Genomic DNA, 18,098 nt, shown 5'->3' on the forward strand with positions numbered 1-18,098 from the left:
GCCATAAAGCGCCGTCGATGAAAATGCATCGACGCTTGCTCAAGAGCACTCATGCTTACTCAATCCCGAACTTCCACATCCGGGCCGCTGTTTTTGCAGCGACGCACGGAGACTGCCGGATCGGTATGAGCTGTACAAGGTGCTCAAAGGCGTTTTGGATTCTCTAGGAAACGCCCTACAAAACAAAGCGAAACCTCTTCACGGCTCAGCGGTATATGGCCCTGGCACCTATGGCGAGGGAGCTTCTCCTCACTGTCAACGCACTCTCTCTCCGCCCCAAGTGAGTTTCAGACTCTCCTTATATTCCCGCACTCGACCTCAGCCCTAGATTCCCTCAGCCATGGAAGGTCCTGCACACCTGCATAGGCTCAGATCTCTAAAACCCAAGGACTCAGTGACAGGGAGTTACTGATGGTCAGCCGATGTCGGTTCTCCCTCTCGATCCCACCAGCCTGCCACTGTCCGAGTAGCGGCCCGGCCCCAGGAGTGCTCTAGATGCTTGTCAGCTTCCCCTTCCTGCGCAACGCCGATCTTCAAGAGACGGATACGATCGACGATGGCACCTTCAATCTGGGCGAGAAAAGCGGCAAAGGGGCCTTTCCCGTCAGCCACCAGTTCGGCTGGCATGGCGGCGTGCACCTGGTAGCCCCAGGCGCACCGAGCGATCCAGAGCCCGTTCGCGCCATCGCCGATGGTGAGGTCGTGTTTTCCCGTCACAGCGACCCGATGCCGCTCAACAGCGCCAGCGCCGAGGTCCAGGTTGCCCACCCACTGCTGTACTACACCGGCTGGACCAGCAATGGCGTCATGCTCATCAAGCACCAAACCGAGATCGGCGAAGGGGTGAGCGTGACCTTCTATTCCATCTACCAGCACCTGCACACCGTGGCCAACAAACCGGGCACCGAAACGCCGCTGAAAAAAGGCGACAAGGTTTATCGCAAAGACTCGATCGGCAAGGCCGGGGCCGTCTACGGAAAACCCAATCGTATCCACTTCGAGATCGTCGCCGACCAGCGCAACGTGGAAGCCCTCATGGGCCGCAGTGCCGGTCCACTGACCGCCCCGCAAGGCCGGCGCACCAGCGTATGGGGCGATATGCATATCGTGCTGCCCGCCAACACGGTGCTCTACGCCCAGGACCCTCGTACCGAGAGCAAGGCTTATGTGGTGCGCACCAGTCACCCGGGTTCGGGGGGCATCAACGACAGCCTCAATTCAGTCGCGCAACGCTTCCACACCACGCCTGAACGCATCCGCCGGCTCAACGGCACAGCCGCCCAAGCGGCCAACTGGTGGTCAACGGTGGCGGCGGCAACCACGGTCGCCAAGCGCACCATCCGCGTACCGGCCCAGTACGGCGCCGCGGCGAACGCACCGCCCGCTGACCTGTCCCTGGAAGATTGGCGTCACTGGCACGCCACCCGCAGTGGTCGGACACCGGCTGATCTCATCATCAGCCTGAGCGAAGTGCGAGGAACCATCATCCTCACCACCCGCGACCGCGAGGGCGTCGTGATCGGCCGCTGTACGGAACCCGAGGGTGGCTACAACCTGTATAAAACCGCGGTCAAACACTACCCCGGCTGCCCCAGCGCCGGTTATGAAATGCTGCGCTTCGGACGCATCCTCGGTCCTGATGCACCTGCCACGACGGACATGCAAGGCGGGCGTCTGCCCCATGTACGCAAGATCGTCACCCCGGGCGGCGTGCAAGCGTTCGTCGACCTCAACCCGGCAGGGGTCAAGGTATACAGCGACGCCGATTTCCCCGACTGGCTCGGCTGGACCTTTATCGACGACGACACCGATGGCAACAGTCGCTGCGACTCGAAACAGTTACTGGACCTGATCGAGCCCATGGCGCCCACCCCCAACCCCGCGCCGAGCTTGCCGGGAGTGCTGGGCGAAGCCGTGCATGCCGCCGCCAAGGCGTTGGACACGGCCATGCACTACAAAGACCGCCTTGCCCGAGCCTACGCCAAGATCCACAACGCCAGCATGCGCAAGCGCCTGAGCTACTGCGTGGCCAAACTCCCTACCGAGTGGTCGCGCGACGACTTCGACCAGCGCTGGGGCTGGATCAAAGGCGACGATCCAAACGACGTGCCGGCCAACGTGCTGCTCAGCCTGTGCCTGTCACCTGAGGCCTACGACAAGCTCAAGCGCCACCATGGAGCGCTGGCGTTTTGGGAGGATGCGGTGAAAGAGGGGCTGGCCTTGGGCAAGGTGCACTATCACTTTCATCCGTTGCGGTTTATTGAGGTCTTCAAGAGGTGTGGGTGGTTGAGCCAATTGGAGACGGTACAACTGCTGCCCGCTAAAGGTATCGGCCTAACATACGACCGAGCGATAACCCTAATCCGTAATGGCCAATCTACTGAACAGCATTTACTCCCTCCACGTATGTGGGTGGTACTGAATCTGGTCAGAAGGAAATACTATCTTCTATCCGCGCTGCGGACGGCACATTTCTGGGGACAGATCGCGCAAGAAACGGACGGTCTTCAGACAGTCCGCGAATATGCGAGTGGTGCCGTGTACGAAGATCGAGCAGATCTCGGAAATACGCAACCTGGAGACGGCGTTCGGTTCCGAGGGAGAGGAGTCATCCAGGTAACAGGGCGTGTGAACTACGATCGATATGAGAAATATCGCAATGCCACTTACACCACCGAGCCAAATCAGCTCCTCCTGCAGTCAGATGCGTACGTTGCAGTCGACGCATCCGGCTTCTATTGGGCAGCTGAAGCCACACGAGATAGATATGCCAACCCTCCGGGCAGCTTGAAACCCTATAGATGGGTATTAGATGGCAAGACAAATATAAACACCCGGGCCGACAGCTCGATATTTCAGGTGCTCACTGATGAACAGACGGTGTCAGCAGACGTTTTAAATGTAACGCGCCAAGTTAACAGGGCTGCGTTGCACCTGGATCGACGCATCAGATATTTCAAGTACGCTTACAAAATGCTCAGTGATGATGTGACTACCAATCTTCCAGATGGGAACTTAAAACCATGAGTAAGGTATTAATGTTTTTCTTTCTCTCTGTGGTCTCGATTTTTTCCATCGCTTCGGAGGGCGGTGCACATAAATCATCATTCGATATTTTGCAGAAACACTATTATGACTTGCTATCGGCATGCGGCTTCTCCTTCAGTTCAGAACGTACGTTTGTTTATGACGAGAAAATATGTGGATTTATATATCAAGATAAAACACAAAGTCCCTTCTTCTACGGGTCAGTGTCATCCAATAAAGAGTATTTGACTGAGAAAAAACTTGTAGGGGCAATTCGATTGTCTGAAGAGTCTCCGATGTCGACGCGAACCGATTACTACGATGCTCAGAGAGATGTCACGCAGCATCAAGTAAGATCTCAGAAGCTTCTTGGGCTCACAGAAGGGAAGAGAGATATTGTCATCGTTTCCGAGCTTGAAGTTACTTATGATAAACCAGATAAAAGCGGGCAAATATTAACGCCGGTCAAAGAGATATACGAATGTTGGGATGGCGTACTTTACGGCAAAACTACCGCAATTTCTCTAGCTCTATGCAGTCTTGGTTCGGCCAGGAATAGTGGGTTTGCATCACAAAAAAGCTGGCAAGCCGAGGTCATCAAAAGCCTTTCTGTTGAGTGATGAATTTATAGGGTTTATCAATATTTATTTTCGAGTTTTATTATGTTGATCTGCTGTGGTTGGTATATTGATTTTCACCGTTTTTTCATGCCCGCAGCCAACAATGGTCTGGGCTACATCTCACCTGTTACTAACATGTATTCTTCCGATGCTTGAGTTGCTTGATCAAACTGTCCGTTCATGTTACCCGTATCCGCCCGTAGCTCAACGACTTGGACGAGCGTTATCGCGCCCATGCCTACACGCAAGCGCTGTTACTTGATCAAAGTATCTTTCCCACTGCCACGGTGTGCGGCGTGTGAATGGCAAGAAGCCGCCATCGCTCTACTTTGGTTTCCGACCAGGCGCAGCCACTAAGGTATGTCCGATGGAGTTCAAGGAGTACCGTGAACTATTTGCAGAAGATATTCGCGATATTCAGATACGGAAGTTAGGCTCACTTAATTCGTACTATTACACTGAAGCCTATATTCAACTTACACCGGTGTCGCCCCGCCTTGATCACGCATCCTCAGCCTATGTATGGGCGATGAAAACCATACGCTAATCACCAGAAATGGCGGTATCCGGCTCGGCGCCGACCCTCGCGAAATCTGGCAAGCCCGAAACAAATCGGTTCTTCCCACTTCAGAGGAGGCTTTACCGGAGGTCCTCGACATTATTCGCTCCATCCGCTTTTTACCGGCAGATAGCGAGTGAAAGGCGAGGCTGCGCTGGCCCTTCGAAACACCGCATTCCTTCCGGATTACCACGGCGTCTGTTCGGACCAGCGCCCACACGCGGCCCGAGCCTGACGGCAGCGGCTACAGATTGGTGACTACCCCGTTATCAGGGCGGGCTAGGGCTTAGCTGATTTTGCTAAGAAAGGCCGGCAGTTCCTGTTCGGGGACGACCGACAGGACTTTCAGGCGTTGCAGCATGCGTTGGCGGGCGCGTTGCAGGTGTTCCTTGAGGTTGAGGGCGGCGGCGTCGAAGGCGCCGTGCAGCAGCAGTTCGAGGATCAGGCGGTGTTCGGCGAGCATCGCCGGGTCGGCGCCGATGCCCAGCAGGCGGTAGAAAATCCGACTGATGATCATCGGGCTCTGGGCCTGGCGGATCAGGGTTGCCATTTTGCGATTCTGCAGGCCGGCGAGGCAGTGCTGGTGCAGGTCTTCTTCGATGCGCTCCAGTTGTTGCAGGCTGCAATGCTCGACCTGTTGTGCCTGGGTGATGCGTTCCAGCATGGCTTCCAAGACGTCGCGGCTCAGCCCCGGGGCGCTCTGGCGCAGGGCTTCGGGTTCGAGGCAGGCGCGCAGTTCGTAGTCTTCGGTGACTTCGCGGGCGGTCAGCGGTCCGGCCAGCCATTGCGAGTAGGGTTCCTTTTCCACCAGCCCGCGATCGCGCAGGCGCATCAAGGCCTCGCGCACCACCGCGCGGCTGACGCCGTAGTGCTCGGCGGCGGCCTGTTCGTCGAGGCGGTAATGGCCGAAGGCGATGCAGGTCGACAGCGCGCTGCCGATTTCCTCGTAGATCCGTTCCCCCAGGGGCCGGGTGTCCACCAGCTCTTCGCCGCTGTCCAGGCCGAGGTGGGTATGGCTCAAGGGCAGGCGTAATGGCTCGATGGCCAGGCCTTCGGGGTTGATCAGGTAGCCGCGGCCATCGAAGCGGCTGATCAGGCCTTCGTCGTGCAGCAGGTTCAGGGCCTTGCGCACCGGCACGCGGCTGGTGCCGAACAGTTCCGCCAGCGGCGCCTCCAGCAACACCAGGCCCTGCAAGGCGGTGCCCTGGATGATCGCGTCACGTAATACCTGACGGATCATCGCGTAGCGCGATGCGGTGCGTGGATCCTCGGCGGGTGCTGCTTTCATCGGTTCCTCTGGGGGCTGTGCGGCGATGGCCGGGGATTCTCTCACAGTTGGCCAGTGTCACTGCGCGCCACGTTTTTGTGCCCCGTCCTGGGGCTTGGAGAGGGGGAATGTTACTTTTCTGCACTAAAATGTACTTTTTAGTAAAAGGTACATTATTTCAATGGTGAGTCCTTTACCGATCCGATTTTCCGTCCGTCGGCATCCCGTTCTCCTTATTCATCCTCTCTACACCGGTCCTGTTGCCCCATTCGGCATGATTCGACAGACCCTACCTGCCCAAGGCGAACTCCAGATGGCACGGAACCTGCTCTGTATAAAACGTACATTTTAATAATTAGTACATTTTATCTGGATTTGGAGTACCCGCCATGACCCCTTCACCGCTGTTGGACGCCACTGCGCTGGCCGCCGAGTTTGCCCAGCGTCGCAACGACCCGGTGCAGGTGCTGGAACAGGCGCTGCAACAGGCCGAACGTACGCCCCACGTCTTTATCGCCTTGAGCCCGACGCGGGCGCGGCGGGAAGCCGAAGCCGCTGCCGCGCGCTGGCGTGATGGGCAACCCCTGAGCGCCCTGGATGGCGTGCCACTGGCCTGGAAAGATTTGTTCGACCTCGCCGGCAGTCGCACCACGGCGGCCGCGGCGGTGCGCCGCGAAATCGCCCCGGCCCTGCTGGATGCCCACAGCGTGGCTCAGCTCAGCCGCGCCGGCCTGGTCAGCCTGGGCAAGACCAACCTCAGTGAGTTCGCCTATTCCGGGCTTGGCCTGAACCCGCACTTCGGCACGCCGCTCAACCCCCATAGCGATGCCCAGCCGCGGGTGCCTGGCGGTTCGTCGTCGGGCTCGGCGGTGGCGGTGGCGGCCGGAATCGTGCCGCTGGCCATGGGCACCGACACTGCCGGTTCGATTCGCATCCCGGCGGCGTTCAATGGCCTGGTTGGGTTTCGCAGCAGTTGCCGGCGCTACAGCCGCGATGGGGTCTTCCCCCTGGCCCGCAGCCTCGACAGCCTTGGTCCGTTGACCCGCAGCGTGCGTGACGCCTGGCTGCTCGATGAACTGCTGCGCGGCCATGATCCACGCCAGTCGCCACCGGTGCGCAGCCTGGCCGGGCAACGGGTGTGGGTTGAGCAAACAGTGCTGGAAGATGCCCGCGTCGAGCCCGCAGTGCGGGCCAATCTGCTGGCTGCGGTTGAACGCCTGCGCAGTGCCGGAGCGCTGCTGGAAGTGCGCCCGCTGCCGGCGTTCCAGGCCAGCCTGCAACTGATCGCCGACCACGGCTGGCTGGGCGCGGCCGAAGCCTTTGCCCTGCATCAGAGCCTGCTCGACAGCCCCGAAGCCGAGCACCTCGACCCCCGCGTGCGGCGGCGCCTGGAGGCCGCGCGTGCTATGCCGGCCAGCCAATTGCTCAAGCTGTACCAGGCGCGCCGGGTGTTGCAGCAACAGTTGCAGGCCGAGCTCGACGGCGCGCTGCTGCTGACCTCGACCGTGGCCCATGTTGCGCCGCCCCTGGCGCCGCTTGAGGCCGACGACTCACTGTTTGCCCAGACCAACCTCGCCACCCTGCGCCTGACCATGCCCGGCAGCCTGCTGGATATGCCCGGCGTCAGCCTGCCCAGCGGCTGCGATGCCCAGGGCCTGCCCACTGGCGTGCTGCTCAGCCTGCCCCAGGGCGAGGACGCGCGCCTGCTGCGCGCTGCGTTGTCGGTGGAGGCAGCGCTGCTCGATTCCTGAAATTCCCTTTGCCCTTTCCAACAACACGCAACGATTGGAGGCCGCTCATGGCTAAAGAAATTCTCTGTGCATTTGGTGTCGACGTGGACGCGGTGGCCGGCTGGCTCGGTTCCTACGGCGGTGAAGATTCCCCGGACGATATCTCCCGTGGCCTGTTCGCCGGCGAGATCGGCGCGCCACGCCTGCTCAAGCTGTTCGAGCGCTACGGCCTGCGGACCACCTGGTTTATTCCCGGGCACTCGATGGAAACCTTCCCCGAGCAAATGAAGGCCGTGGCGGACGCCGGCCATGAAATCGGCGTGCACGGCTACAGCCATGAAAACCCGATTGCGATGACCGCCGAGCAGGAAGAAATCGTCCTCGACAAGTCCATCGAGCTGATCACCCAGGTCACCGGCAAACGCCCCACCGGCTACGTCGCGCCCTGGTGGGAATTCAGCAAGGTGACCAACGAACTGCTGCTGAAAAAGGGCATCAAGTACGACCACAGCCTGATGCATAACGACTTCCATCCGTACTACGTGCGGGTCGGCGACAGCTGGACCAAGATCGACTACAGCCAGCACCCCGACACCTGGATGAAGCCCCTGGTGCGCGGCCAGGAAACCGAGCTGGTGGAGATCCCGGCCAACTGGTACCTCGATGACCTGCCGCCGATGATGTTTATCAAGAAATCGCCCAACAGCCACGGCTTCGTCAACCCGCGTCACCTCGAAGAAATGTGGCGCGACCAGTTCGACTGGGTCTACCGCGAGCACGAACACGCGGTGTTCACCATGACCATCCACCCCGACGTTTCCGGCCGCCCGCAAGTGCTGCTGATGCTCGAACGCCTGATCGAACACATCCAGAGCCATGCTGGCGTGCGCTTCGTCACCTTCGACGAGATCGCCGACGACTTTATCCGCCGTAACCCCCGTAACCGCTGATCACCGCAACTTACTTGAGGCGCGATCCATGTCTATCTACAACAAGCTCGACCTGACTGGCTGGAAACCCCAGCAGTTGACCCCGGCCCAAGTGCGCTTTGCCACCTGGATCGCGTTTTTCGCCTGGGTGTTTGCGGTGTACGACTTCATTCTGTTTGGCACCTTGCTCCCGGAAATCGGCCGGCATTTTGGCTGGGGCGAGGTCGAGCAGGCCGAGATTGCTACCTGGGTCGCGGTCGGCACCGCGGTGGTGGCCCTGGCCATCGGCCCGCTGGTGGACAAGCTGGGGCGGCGCACCGGGATTATCTTCACCGTCGCCGGCTCGGCCCTGTGCTCGGCCTTGACCGCCATCGGCGGTGCCTGGGGCAAGTCGCCGCTGATTCTGATCCGTTCCCTGGGCGGCCTGGGGTATGCCGAAGAGACGGTCAACGCCACCTACCTCAGCGAGCTGTACGCCGCCTCGGATGACCCGAAGCTGGCCAAGCGCCGGGGCTTTATCTACAGCCTGGTGCAGGGCGGCTGGCCGGTCGGGGCCTTGATCGCCGCTGGGTTGACTGCGGTGCTGCTGCCGATCATTGGCTGGCAGGGCTGCTTTATCTTCGCCGCGATCCCGGCCATCGTCATCGCGCTCATGGCGCGCAAGCTCAAGGAGAGCCCGCAGTTCCAGATTCACCAACGCATCACCCAGTTGCGCAAAAGCGGCGCGGTCAGCGAAGCGCAAGCGGTGGCCAGCACCTACGGCGTGGACTACGACGAACACAGCAAGGCCGGCCTCAAGGCGGCATTTCGCGGCACCTCGCGCCGCGCGACCCTGGTGATCGGCGCGGCGATCCTGCTCAACTGGGCGGCGATCCAGGTGTTCAGCGTGCTCGGCACTTCGGTGATCGTCAGCGTGCATCACCTCTCGTTCGAGAACTCGCTGATCATCCTCGTGCTGTCGAACCTGGTGGGCTACTGCGGCTACCTGAGTCACGGCTGGATGGGCGACAAGATCGGCCGGCGCAACGTTATCGGCCTGGGCTGGATGCTCGGCGGCCTGTCGTTCGCCGGCATGCTCTACGGCCCGAGCAACATGCCGACGGTGGTCGGGCTGTACAGCCTGGGCCTGTTCTTCCTGATCGGTCCTTACTCGGCGGCGCTGTTCTTCATCAGTGAAAGCTTCCCCACCAGCATCCGCGCCACCGGCGGCGCGATCATCCACGCCATGGGCCCGATCGGCGCGGTGGTGGCGGGCTTTGGCGCGACTCAGGTGCTGTCGGCCGGTGGCGACTGGCAGACCTCGGCCCTGTACTTCGGCGCACTGCCTTGCTTCCTCTCGGGGGCGCTGATGTTCGCTGCGCGCCATGTGCGTCCTGAAACCGTGAAATAAGGAAAAAGACTCCCATGACTCAGAAAGTCGCATTGATCACCGGTGCCGCCAGCGGCATCGGTCAGGCCCTGGCAGTGGCGTATGCCCAGCGTGGGGTGGCGGTGGTCGGCGGGTATTTCCCGGCCGATCCCCATGACCCGCAGATCACCCGGAACCTGGTTGAGGAGGCCGGCGGCCAGTGCCTGATGCTGCCCCTGGATGTTACTGACAGCCAGTCGGTGGACGCGCTGGCCGAGCAGGCGGTGCAGACCTTTGGCCGCCTGGATTACGCGGTGGCCAACGCCGGCCTGCTGCGCCGCGCGCCGTTGCTGGAGATGACCGATCAGGCCTGGAACGCCATGCTCGACGTCGACCTGACCGGGGTCATGCGCACCTTTCGCGCAGCGGTACGGCACATGGGCGAGGGCGGTGCGCTGGTGGCGATCTCGTCGATTGCCGGCGGCGTATATGGCTGGCAGGACCACGCTCATTACGCGGCGGCCAAGGCCGGTGTGCCGGGCTTGTGCCGTTCGCTGGCGGTGGAACTGGCAGGGCGCGGCATCCGCTGCAATGCGGTGATCCCGGGGCTGATCGAAACCCCGCAGTCCCTGGACAGGCAAAACTCCCTGGGCCCGGAAGGCCTGGCCAAAGCCGCCAAGGCCATCCCCCTGGGGCGGGTCGGGCGCGCCGATGAAGTGGCGTCGCTGGTGCGCTTCCTCACCAGCGACGAAGCCAGCTACCTGACCGGGCAAAGCATCATCATCGACGGCGGCCTGACCGTGCGCTGGCCTGATTGACCGACCACCCGACATCTACCTGTAGCCGCTGCCGCCAGGCTGCGCTGGCCATAACGAACGCCATAGGAGTGTCGGTTAAATAAGGGGTGTTTTTTCAGGCCCGCTCAGCCTCGCGGCAGCGGTCACAGAATTTTTGCTACAGGAGTTTCCCATGTCTCAACTGTCCAATCGCCGCGCCGTGATCACCGGGGCCGGCAGTGGTATCGGGGCGGCCATCGCCCGGGCTTATGCGGTGGCCGGTGCGCGGTTGTTGCTGGCTGATCGCGACCCCGCCCGCCTGGCCGAAAGCGCCCGGGCCTGCCGTGACTTGGGGGCGCAGGTGTTCGAATGCGTGGCCGATGTCGGCAGCGTCGAAGGCGCCCAGGCCGGGGTCGATGCCTGTGTCGCGCAGTTTGGCGGCATCGATATCCTGGTGAACAACGCCGGCATGCTGACCCAGGCACGCTGCGTCGACCTCAGCATCGAGATGTGGAACGACATGCTGCGGGTCGACCTCACCAGCGTCTTCGTCGCCAGCCAGCGCGCCTTGCCGCACATGCTGGCGCAAGGTTGGGGGCGGATCATCAACGTCGCCTCGCAACTGGGGATCAAGGGCGGCGCCGAGCTGACTCACTACGCCGCGGCCAAGGCCGGGGTGATCGGCTTTACCAAGTCCCTGGCCCTGGAAGTGGCCAAGGACAATGTGCTGGTCAACGCCATTGCCCCGGGGCCGATCGAGACACCGCTGGTGGCCGGCATCAGCAGCGCCTGGAAAGCCGCCAAGGCCGCCGAGCTGCCCCTTGGGCGTTTCGGCCTGGCCGATGAAGTGGCGCCGGTCGCGGTGCTGCTGGCCAGCGAGCCGGGGGGCAACCTGTTTGTCGGCCAGACCCTGGGCCCGAACTCCGGCGACGTCATGCCTTGAAGGAGGCCTGAACATGTGTGGTTTGTGCGGTTTGTTGGGCGAGGACGTGCACTGGAGCGACCCCCTGGGCGGTGAACTGCCCCGGCGCCGCGAACGCTTGCGTCGGATCGCCGCGATCAACCGGGTACTGGCGCCCTGGCGGCTCAAGGTCGAGGACTTCCAGGGCTCGGCCTACCTGCTGCTCGGCGCCACCGGACGCCAGGAACTGGCCAGCGGCCTGGAGCAGCTCTGGGGCCAGGCCGAAGCCATGCTCGGCCGCCCGCTGGATCCCTTGGATCCCGGCCTGTTACAGCACCTGGAGCACGGCCGATGAGCATCGCCCTGAACGTGATCACCGGCTTTCTCGGCAGCGGCAAGACCACCTTGCTCAACCGCCTGTTACAGGGCGAAAGCCTGGGTGACACGGCGCTGCTGATCAACGAATTCGGCGACGTCGGCATCGACCATCTGCTGGTGGAGGAGGTCGCGCCCGACACCGTGCTGCTGCCCAGCGGCTGCATCTGCTGCTCGATTCGCGGTGAGCTCAAGGACGCGTTGCTCGGCCTCCTGGCGCGCCGCAATCGCGGCGAGATCCCGGCCTTTCGCCGGGTGATTCTGGAGACCACCGGCCTGGCCGATCCGGCACCGATCCTCGCCACCTTGAACAACGACCCGCAACTGCGCGGGCGCTTTCATATCGGCCTGGTGGTGACCCTGGTGGACGCCAGTCATGCCCAGTTGCAAGAACGGATTCACCCGGAATGGCTGGCCCAGGTGGCAGCGGCCGATCGTCTGCTGCTGAGCAAGACCGACTGCACCGAACCCGCGTTGGTGGCCCGGTTGCGCGAGCGGTTGCAGGTATTGAACCCCGGCGCACCGATGCTCGACAGCCATGCTGTGCACAGCGGCGAGCAACTGTTGCTGGGCGAGGGCGTGCGCAGCGCACAGCCTGAAGTCGAGGTCGCGCGCTGGCAGTTGCAACGCGTGCAGCCTGTAACTGCGCAGCATGGCGCGGCGCAGGTGTGCTGCCTGGAGTTCGAGCAGCCCCTGGATTGGGTCGGCTTCGGGGTCTGGCTGTCGATGCTGCTAAGATGCCACGGCGAACGTATTCTGCGCGTCAAAGGATTGCTCAACGTGAACGCCAGCCAAGCCCCTATCGTCATCCATGGTGTGCAGCATTGTCTGCACGCTCCCGTGCACCTTGCCCGTTGGCCCGGCAGCGATCGGCATTCGCGGCTGGTGTTTATTCTGCGTGGGCTGGACCCGGCCCAGCTGCGCCGTTCCTTCGAGGTGTTTGCCCGCAGTTTTGCCCCGGCCCCCGGGGAGCCTGCCTGATGAGTGGCACGCAACCGATCACGTTGCGGGTCCTGGGCACCTCGGTGACCTTGCTGGAATCGCTGCGGGTCCGCGCCGAGCAGGACCTGGGCATCCGTCTGGTGTACCAGGTGCACGACGTCGAGCAGGCGCAGCGAATCGCGGTGATGCAGCCCGACAGCTACGACCTCTATGACCAGTGGTTTCACAACGTCGACTTTGTCTGGCCGGCGCGGGCGATCCAGCCGATCGATACCCGGCGCATTGCCCTGTGGCATGAAATCAACGACCTGCCCAAGCGCGGGCGGCTGTCGGCCAGCGATCGCCTGGGCAGTGGCAGCGTGCCCAGCGAGCGGCTGTTCGTGCAGCACGATGGCAGCCTCGGCAGTGCGGTCAGCGAGCGCATCAGCATGTTGCCGCTGACCCACAATGCCGACAGTTTTGCCTACCGCCCGGAGCGCTTGCCGGCCGGTTTGAGTTGCGCCAATGAGAGCTGGGGCTGGTTGCTCGACCCGGCCTGGAGCGGGCGAATCGCCCTGCAAAGCGACGCGGCGATTGGTGCGCTGGACGCGGCCCTGGCGATTCAGGGCAGTGGGTTGGCGTCGTTCAAGGACATCGGCAACCTGAGCATCGAGGAGATCGACAGCCTGGCGCAGATTCTTGTGCGCAAGCAGCGCGAGGGGCATTTTGCGGCGTTCTGGTCGGACGATGAAGAAGCCGCGCAATTGATGCTCAGCCCGTGCATCGATATCCAGAGCCTGTGGTCACCGACCCTGATGCGCCTGCATCGGGCCGGGGTCAAATACCGCCTGGCGGTGCCGCGCGAAGGGTACCGCGCGTGGTTTGGCGGGTTGTCGTTGTCGCGCCATGCCCAGGGGCCGGTGCTGGATGCGGCCTACGCCTACCTCAATTGGTGGTTGTCGGGCTGGCCTGGCGCGGTAATGGCGCGCCAGGGTTATTACATCGGCAACCCGGCTCGCAGCCGCGACCACCTGAGCAGTGCCGAATGGGATTACTGGTACGCCGGCAAGCCGGCCCGCGAGCAGTTGCCGGGCAGCGATGGCGAGCCCTTGATCGAAATCGGCGAGACCCGCGACGGCGGCTCCTACGAGCAGCGCATGGGGCATATCGCGGTGTGGAATTCGGTGATGGATGAGCACAATTATCTGGTGCGCCGCTGGGGCGATTTCCTGCGCGCCGGGAGCAAAAGCGCAGGACGCGGGAAGGGTTGACCTTCTTTCCCTAAACCCCGCGCACCCGCATCTGTAGCCGCTGCCGAAGGCTCGGGCCACGTTCGGACGTTGGCCCTTGAAGACGCCGTTGTTTTCCTGAAACTCCACGGCGTCCGTGATGGCTACAGCGGTTCAGAAGAACCTTGTCACGCTGACCTTGGCGTTGCGGCCCAGGCTGGTGGCGTTTTCGCCGCTTAGCGGCGGGCGGTAGTCGCGGTTGAACATGTTATCCAGGGTGAAGTTGACCTCGGTGCCCTTGAGGTACGCCTGCTGCGGTTTCCAGCTGGCGAACAGGCCCTGCACGTTGAAGCGATCATTCTCGTACTGGTCCCAGCTGCTGTCGCCCAGGACACTGGCCGGGCCCTTGGCGTACTTGTCGCTCGGCACGCGGTCGGTCTGGCGCATCCACATCCCCTGCCAGCCCACTTGCGCATCCCACTGCGGGATTTTAAAGCCCAGGGTCGCCACCCATTTGCTCGGCGGAATATCCCGCGCCCAGACATTCGGCCCCCACGGGTTGGTGTAGGCGCCCTCGTGCTTGCCGGTGATCCAGGAATACGACAGCGAACCGAACACATAGGTCGAGTCGTAGAAGCTTTCGATATCAATGCCCTTGATGGTCAGGTCGCCGATGTTGCGGTACACCGAGATCGGCGAGCCGCTGCACACCTGGCTGATGCTCTGGCCGTTGATCAATTGCTCCGGGCAACCGATCCCGAGGTTTTTCATGATCTCGTCTTTGATGGTGTTGTGATAAAGCGTGGTGCGGATTTGCGCCGCATCGGAGTCGGTGAGGATCTTCGAGAAGCTGGTGACGTTACCTGCACGCAGGGCGGTGATCCGCTCCGGGTCGAGGTTGCGGCTGGTGGCCGAGCGGGTCGAACTCGGGGACTGGACTTCATACTGTTCGTCGATCACCGGCGCGCGCCAGGTCTTGCTGTAGTCGGCGAACAGGGCAACCTCCGGGGTCACCGTCCAGAAGGCCGACAGGCGCGGCGACCAGCCGGTGTAGGTCTTGTCGCTGTAGTCGTGACCGGCCTTGGGATCTGGGCTGTTGTACAGCGGCGCGTCGTTTTTCTCGCCGCGGTTGCGCACATAGTCGTAGCGCAGGGACGGGGTCAGGGTGAAGTTGCCCAGGCTCACCGCGTCCTGGATGTAGAAGGCGTTGTTGTCGACCTTGCCATGGGGCATGAAGCCCGGCTGGTAATGGCCGTAGTTGTACTGGGCCACCTCGTAGGTTTTGCCGGGCATCCACATGTCGACTTCGCGGGTGTGCTTGCGGATCTGCACGCCGTTGGTCAATGCATGTTGCAGCGGGCCGGTTTCGAAGCGGCTGACGTTCTTCAACTCGAGGATCTTGTCTTCATAACCCACGGTGATCTTGCGTCCGCCCGAGGTCGGCTGATAGAAGGCGGTCGGGCCGCGCTCGTCGGTCTGCTCGGTCTTGGAGTTGGAATACTTGAGCTCCAGGTCGATCCACGGGTTGTCCAGCGGGGTGTATTCGTATTTGGTTTGCCAGGTGGTATCGACCGTGTTGCGCTGGGCCAGGTAACGCTTGGTGGCACCGTCATAACCGAAGCGATTGATGTCGGACTGGCTTGGCGGCGACGGGTAACTCTTGGCCGAAAACGGCGCGAAGATATCGCTGTCGGAGCGCATGTAGGTAAAGCCCAGGCGGTGCTCGTCGGTCAGTTGCATATTGAGTTTGTACAGCTCGCCCTCCAGGTCCTGGGCGGTGTTGGGCAGGCGCTTGGGGTTGACCGGGTAGACGTTGCGCGGGTCGGCCTGGGCGCTGGCCATTTTCATGTCGTCGCCGTCGCGCTTGGTCCAGTAGGCCAGCACGTCGAACCGACGGTCCTCGGTGCGGCCATACACGGCCGAGGTGTAGGCCTGTTCATGGCTGTTGCTGCTGTAGCCGTACTTGACCATGGCCCCGACATCGCGGCCTTCCTGCAACAGGTCCGGAGCGTCCTTGGTTTCCATGCGGATGGTGCCGCCAAAGCCGCCGTTGCCGGTCTGGGGCGAGTGCGGGCCTTTTTCCACTTCGACGCGCTTGATCATTTCCGGCTCGATGAAGATCGAACCCTGCTGATAACGCTCGAAGCCGCTCTTGGTCGCACCGTCGACGCTCATCGGGACGTCTTCGGCATCCCCCAGGCCCCAGATGTTGACGGTCTGGCCACCGGGCTTGAGCGAGCCGCCGAGAGTCACGCCGGGCAGGGTGTTGATCAGGCTCGGGATGTTGTTGGCCAGGTGGCGGTCCATTTCTTCCTGGTTCAGGGTCGAGCGGCCGACGGTGGCCGCATCCACTTCCTGGCCATTGCCGATCACACTCATGGCCCCCAACTGCAACGCCGAACCGCTGGTGCTGCTGTCGTTTTCAGCGGGGCGCACGACGTAGGTGTTGTCGACCTTGACCAGGCTGAAGTTACTGTTCTTGAGCAGCGCGCCAATCGCCGCCTCGGGGCTGTAGTCGCCGTTGAGGGCCGGGGCCTTGATGTTGCGCAGCAGCTCTTCGTCGAACAGCAACTGGATCTTCGCCTGTTGCGCGATCTGGCTCAGCGAGCTGGCCAGTGCCTGTGCCGGCAGCTGGAAATGGATCGACTCGGCCTGGGCTTGCAGGCTGAACGCCATGCAGACCGCCAGCAGAGTTGGACGGGAACAAACGAACTGAAGATGCTGATGCACGCGAAACATGACTTCCCCCCGGTATGGCAACAAAGGCCAAAAGCACCGCAATGACGGCGCAGACGGGAAGAAGACGCGGCGCTGGAAAAAAACCTCATATGCGAATGCAAAATATTCGCATATGAGTTTCAGGGACGGGCTTCGATGCGAATCTTGCCATCGGCCAGGGCCACGGTGCGCACCGGTATCAGCGCTGGCAGGGCCTTGATCAAGGCGTCCGGATCGTTGATGTCGAGGTTGCCCGACACCTTGAATGCGCCCAGGGCGCCGTCTGCCAATTGCACCGGCTGGCGGCGGTAGAGGTTGAGTTCGTCCACCAGGCCGATCAGCTCGCGGTTGCGAAACGCCAGGCGTCCGTTGCGCCAGTCGGCCACGTCATCGCTGGCCAAGGTCTGGCGTTGCAAGGTGCCCTTGGCCAGGTCATAGATGGCCTGTTGCCGGGCGCCGAGCAGGGTGTTGTCGGCCGGGTTGCCGTCCGGCGTGAACGCCACCTGGCCGTGGGCGACGCTGACCACCAGCTGCCGCTGGCCACGTCGCACATCGAAGGCGGTGCCGACCACGCGCACCTTGGCCTCGCCGGCGTGCACCCACAACGGGCGTTCCTTGTCGGGAGCGACCTCCACATACAACTGGCCCTGGTCGAGGTAGATCTCCCGTTGGTGGGCGCTGAAATCGATGCGCAAGCGGGTGTTGGCGTTGACGTACAAGGTGCTGCCATCGGGCAGGTTCAGGGTGCGACTGCCCTTGGCCTGGGCCGCGACCTCCTGGGTGTACGCCGACTGCGGCGTGCCCAGGTTCAGCGCCAGTACCGCGCACACCAGGGCCGCAGCCACGGCCAGCGCCGGGCGCCAGAGCGGCGTCTTGCGCACCGGCAACGGCACCGGGCGGTTGAGTTGCTGGAGCTCGGCAAGGTCGGCCCACAGTTGTTCGAATTCGGCATAGGCCCGCGCATGCAACGGCTGTGCAACCCAGGCTTCGAAGCTGCGACGGGTGTCGCGGTCGGGGTCGTTGCGGTTGCGTGCAAACCAACTGGCGGCCTGGGCATCGATGCTGTCGCTGTCGATGTCACTGTGTGTGCCGGGAAGGCGGGTCATTCGGGCTGCTCCTTGCCGTGTGCTTGTTGAAGGCGCTGCTTGCAGTGCAACAGGGCAGAGGCGATGTGTTTTTCCACCATGCTCAATGAAATCCCCATGCGCTCGGCGATCTGCGCCTGACTCAGGCCTTCGAAGCGGTGCAGCATAAGGGCTTCTCGCCGGCGCGGCGAGAGTTCTGCCAGGACGTCTTTCAACTGTTCCAGTCTCTGCAGGCGTTGGGCGGCGGGCAGTGGCTCGTTGTGTTCATCGGCCAGCGGCTCGCTGTCGCTGCCGATTTCGCCGTGCACGCCATGGCGAACCTGCTGGCGTCGCCAGTGATCGCGCAGCAGGTTGCGTGCCATCTGAAACAGGAAGGCACGGGGTTGTTCGACTTTGGCCTGGTCGCGGTAGTCCAGCCATTGGGTGAACACGTCCTGGGTCATGTCCGCCGCGTCGCTGGCGTTGTCCGTGCGCTTGCGCAGGAAATGCAGGATGTCCGCATAAAACCCGCGAACGGTGTCAGCCGACATAGGGTCGGGCTTGAGACGAGACATGGATACCCTTCTGGACAACGCAAGGACGCGAAAGCCGCGAATGATATCGAGAATTATTA

The 18,098-nt window shown here is 62.2% G+C and carries 14 protein-coding genes; 10 read left to right on the forward strand and 4 right to left on the reverse strand.

The window, feature by feature from the left end; translation table 11 throughout:
- The first annotated feature begins 495 nt into the window (after positions 1-495).
- On the forward strand, positions 496-3,027 hold the full coding sequence (locus tag JFU57_RS14735) for a M23 family metallopeptidase (protein WP_201129796.1): 2,532 nt from the start codon (positions 496-498) through the stop codon (positions 3,025-3,027).
- Entirely contained in the window at positions 3,024-3,647 is a 624-nt protein-coding gene (locus JFU57_RS14740) for a hypothetical protein (RefSeq protein ID WP_201129798.1), read from the forward strand. Before JFU57_RS14735 ends, JFU57_RS14740 begins: the two co-directional genes overlap by 4 nt.
- An 845-nt stretch (positions 3,648-4,492) precedes the next feature.
- On the opposite strand, the gene JFU57_RS14745 is transcribed toward JFU57_RS14740, so the two are convergent.
- Positions 4,493-5,494: a GntR family transcriptional regulator gene (locus JFU57_RS14745; protein WP_078473118.1), complete on the reverse strand. Its 1,002-nt coding sequence runs from the start codon at positions 5,492-5,494 to the stop codon at positions 4,493-4,495.
- A gap of 368 nt (positions 5,495-5,862) precedes the next feature.
- Here JFU57_RS14745 and JFU57_RS14750 point away from each other — a divergent pair, with 368 nt between their 5' ends.
- From JFU57_RS14750 to JFU57_RS14785, 8 genes are all read left to right on the forward strand, one after another.
- The gene (locus JFU57_RS14750; RefSeq protein ID WP_201129799.1) at positions 5,863-7,224 is read left to right on the forward strand and encodes an amidase; all 1,362 of its coding nucleotides are present in this window, start codon (positions 5,863-5,865) and stop codon (positions 7,222-7,224) included.
- A 47-nt stretch (positions 7,225-7,271) separates the two neighbouring features.
- The gene (locus JFU57_RS14755; RefSeq protein ID WP_078473120.1) at positions 7,272-8,153 is read left to right on the forward strand and encodes a polysaccharide deacetylase family protein; all 882 of its coding nucleotides are present in this window, start codon (positions 7,272-7,274) and stop codon (positions 8,151-8,153) included.
- Between the two features lie 28 nt (positions 8,154-8,181).
- Positions 8,182-9,522 (forward strand): MFS transporter, encoded by a 1,341-nt coding sequence (locus tag JFU57_RS14760; RefSeq protein WP_201129802.1) that lies wholly within the window; start codon positions 8,182-8,184, stop codon positions 9,520-9,522.
- A gap of 14 nt (positions 9,523-9,536) precedes the next feature.
- Positions 9,537-10,298 (forward strand): SDR family NAD(P)-dependent oxidoreductase, encoded by a 762-nt coding sequence (locus JFU57_RS14765; RefSeq protein WP_078473122.1) that lies wholly within the window; start codon positions 9,537-9,539, stop codon positions 10,296-10,298.
- A gap of 151 nt (positions 10,299-10,449) precedes the next feature.
- Entirely contained in the window at positions 10,450-11,199 is a 750-nt protein-coding gene (locus JFU57_RS14770; RefSeq protein WP_201129804.1) for an SDR family NAD(P)-dependent oxidoreductase, read from the forward strand.
- Positions 11,200-11,212: 13 nt separating this feature from the next.
- Positions 11,213-11,512 carry a hypothetical protein gene (locus JFU57_RS14775; protein ID WP_020297472.1) on the forward strand — a complete coding sequence of 100 codons (300 nt, stop codon included), beginning with the start codon at positions 11,213-11,215 and terminating at the stop codon, positions 11,510-11,512.
- Positions 11,509-12,513, forward strand: coding sequence for a CobW family GTP-binding protein (locus JFU57_RS14780; RefSeq protein ID WP_201129806.1), 1,005 nt, complete (start codon positions 11,509-11,511; stop codon positions 12,511-12,513). Before JFU57_RS14775 ends, JFU57_RS14780 begins: the two co-directional genes overlap by 4 nt.
- Positions 12,513-13,724 carry an ABC transporter substrate-binding protein gene (locus JFU57_RS14785; protein ID WP_201129808.1) on the forward strand — a complete coding sequence of 404 codons (1,212 nt, stop codon included), beginning with the start codon at positions 12,513-12,515 and terminating at the stop codon, positions 13,722-13,724. The genes JFU57_RS14780 and JFU57_RS14785 overlap by 1 nt, the downstream gene beginning before the upstream one ends.
- Before the next feature lie 132 nt (positions 13,725-13,856).
- On the opposite strand, the gene JFU57_RS14790 is transcribed toward JFU57_RS14785, so the two are convergent.
- From JFU57_RS14790 to JFU57_RS14800, 3 genes are all read right to left on the reverse strand, one after another.
- A complete protein-coding gene (locus JFU57_RS14790; RefSeq protein WP_201129810.1) occupies positions 13,857-16,421 on the reverse strand; it encodes a TonB-dependent receptor in 2,565 nt (854 codons plus the stop codon).
- Positions 16,422-16,540: 119 nt separating this feature from the next.
- Complete coding sequence (locus tag JFU57_RS14795) at positions 16,541-17,506, reverse strand: FecR family protein (RefSeq protein WP_078473127.1); 966 nt, start codon at positions 17,504-17,506, stop codon at positions 16,541-16,543.
- The gene (locus JFU57_RS14800) at positions 17,503-18,039 is read right to left on the reverse strand and encodes an RNA polymerase sigma factor (RefSeq protein WP_078473128.1); all 537 of its coding nucleotides are present in this window, start codon (positions 18,037-18,039) and stop codon (positions 17,503-17,505) included. Before JFU57_RS14800 ends, JFU57_RS14795 begins: the two co-directional genes overlap by 4 nt.
- Between the last annotated feature and the right edge of the window lie 59 nt (positions 18,040-18,098).

This window comes from Pseudomonas sp. TH07 (assembly GCF_016651285.1).
Taxonomy (GTDB): Bacteria; Pseudomonadota; Gammaproteobacteria; order Pseudomonadales; family Pseudomonadaceae; genus Aquipseudomonas.

Excerpts from the sequence above, each read along its gene's own strand:
- JFU57_RS14735 (WP_201129796.1), top strand. The coding sequence starts at position 496 with ATGCTTGTCAGCTTCCCCTTCCTGCGCAACGCCGATCTTCAAGAGACG.
- JFU57_RS14740 (WP_201129798.1), top strand. The coding sequence starts at position 3,024 with ATGAGTAAGGTATTAATGTTTTTCTTTCTCTCTGTGGTCTCGATTTTT.
- JFU57_RS14745 (WP_078473118.1), bottom strand. The coding sequence starts at position 5,494 with ATGAAAGCAGCACCCGCCGAGGATCCACGCACCGCATCGCGCTACGCG.
- JFU57_RS14750 (WP_201129799.1), top strand. The coding sequence starts at position 5,863 with ATGACCCCTTCACCGCTGTTGGACGCCACTGCGCTGGCCGCCGAGTTT.
- JFU57_RS14755 (WP_078473120.1), top strand. The coding sequence starts at position 7,272 with ATGGCTAAAGAAATTCTCTGTGCATTTGGTGTCGACGTGGACGCGGTG.
- JFU57_RS14760 (WP_201129802.1), top strand. The coding sequence starts at position 8,182 with ATGTCTATCTACAACAAGCTCGACCTGACTGGCTGGAAACCCCAGCAG.
- JFU57_RS14765 (WP_078473122.1), top strand. The coding sequence starts at position 9,537 with ATGACTCAGAAAGTCGCATTGATCACCGGTGCCGCCAGCGGCATCGGT.
- JFU57_RS14770 (WP_201129804.1), top strand. The coding sequence starts at position 10,450 with ATGTCTCAACTGTCCAATCGCCGCGCCGTGATCACCGGGGCCGGCAGT.
- JFU57_RS14775 (WP_020297472.1), top strand. The coding sequence starts at position 11,213 with ATGTGTGGTTTGTGCGGTTTGTTGGGCGAGGACGTGCACTGGAGCGAC.
- JFU57_RS14780 (WP_201129806.1), top strand. The coding sequence starts at position 11,509 with ATGAGCATCGCCCTGAACGTGATCACCGGCTTTCTCGGCAGCGGCAAG.
- JFU57_RS14785 (WP_201129808.1), top strand. The coding sequence starts at position 12,513 with ATGAGTGGCACGCAACCGATCACGTTGCGGGTCCTGGGCACCTCGGTG.
- JFU57_RS14790 (WP_201129810.1), bottom strand. The coding sequence starts at position 16,421 with ATGTTTCGCGTGCATCAGCATCTTCAGTTCGTTTGTTCCCGTCCAACT.
- JFU57_RS14795 (WP_078473127.1), bottom strand. The coding sequence starts at position 17,506 with ATGACCCGCCTTCCCGGCACACACAGTGACATCGACAGCGACAGCATC.
- JFU57_RS14800 (WP_078473128.1), bottom strand. The coding sequence starts at position 18,039 with ATGTCTCGTCTCAAGCCCGACCCTATGTCGGCTGACACCGTTCGCGGG.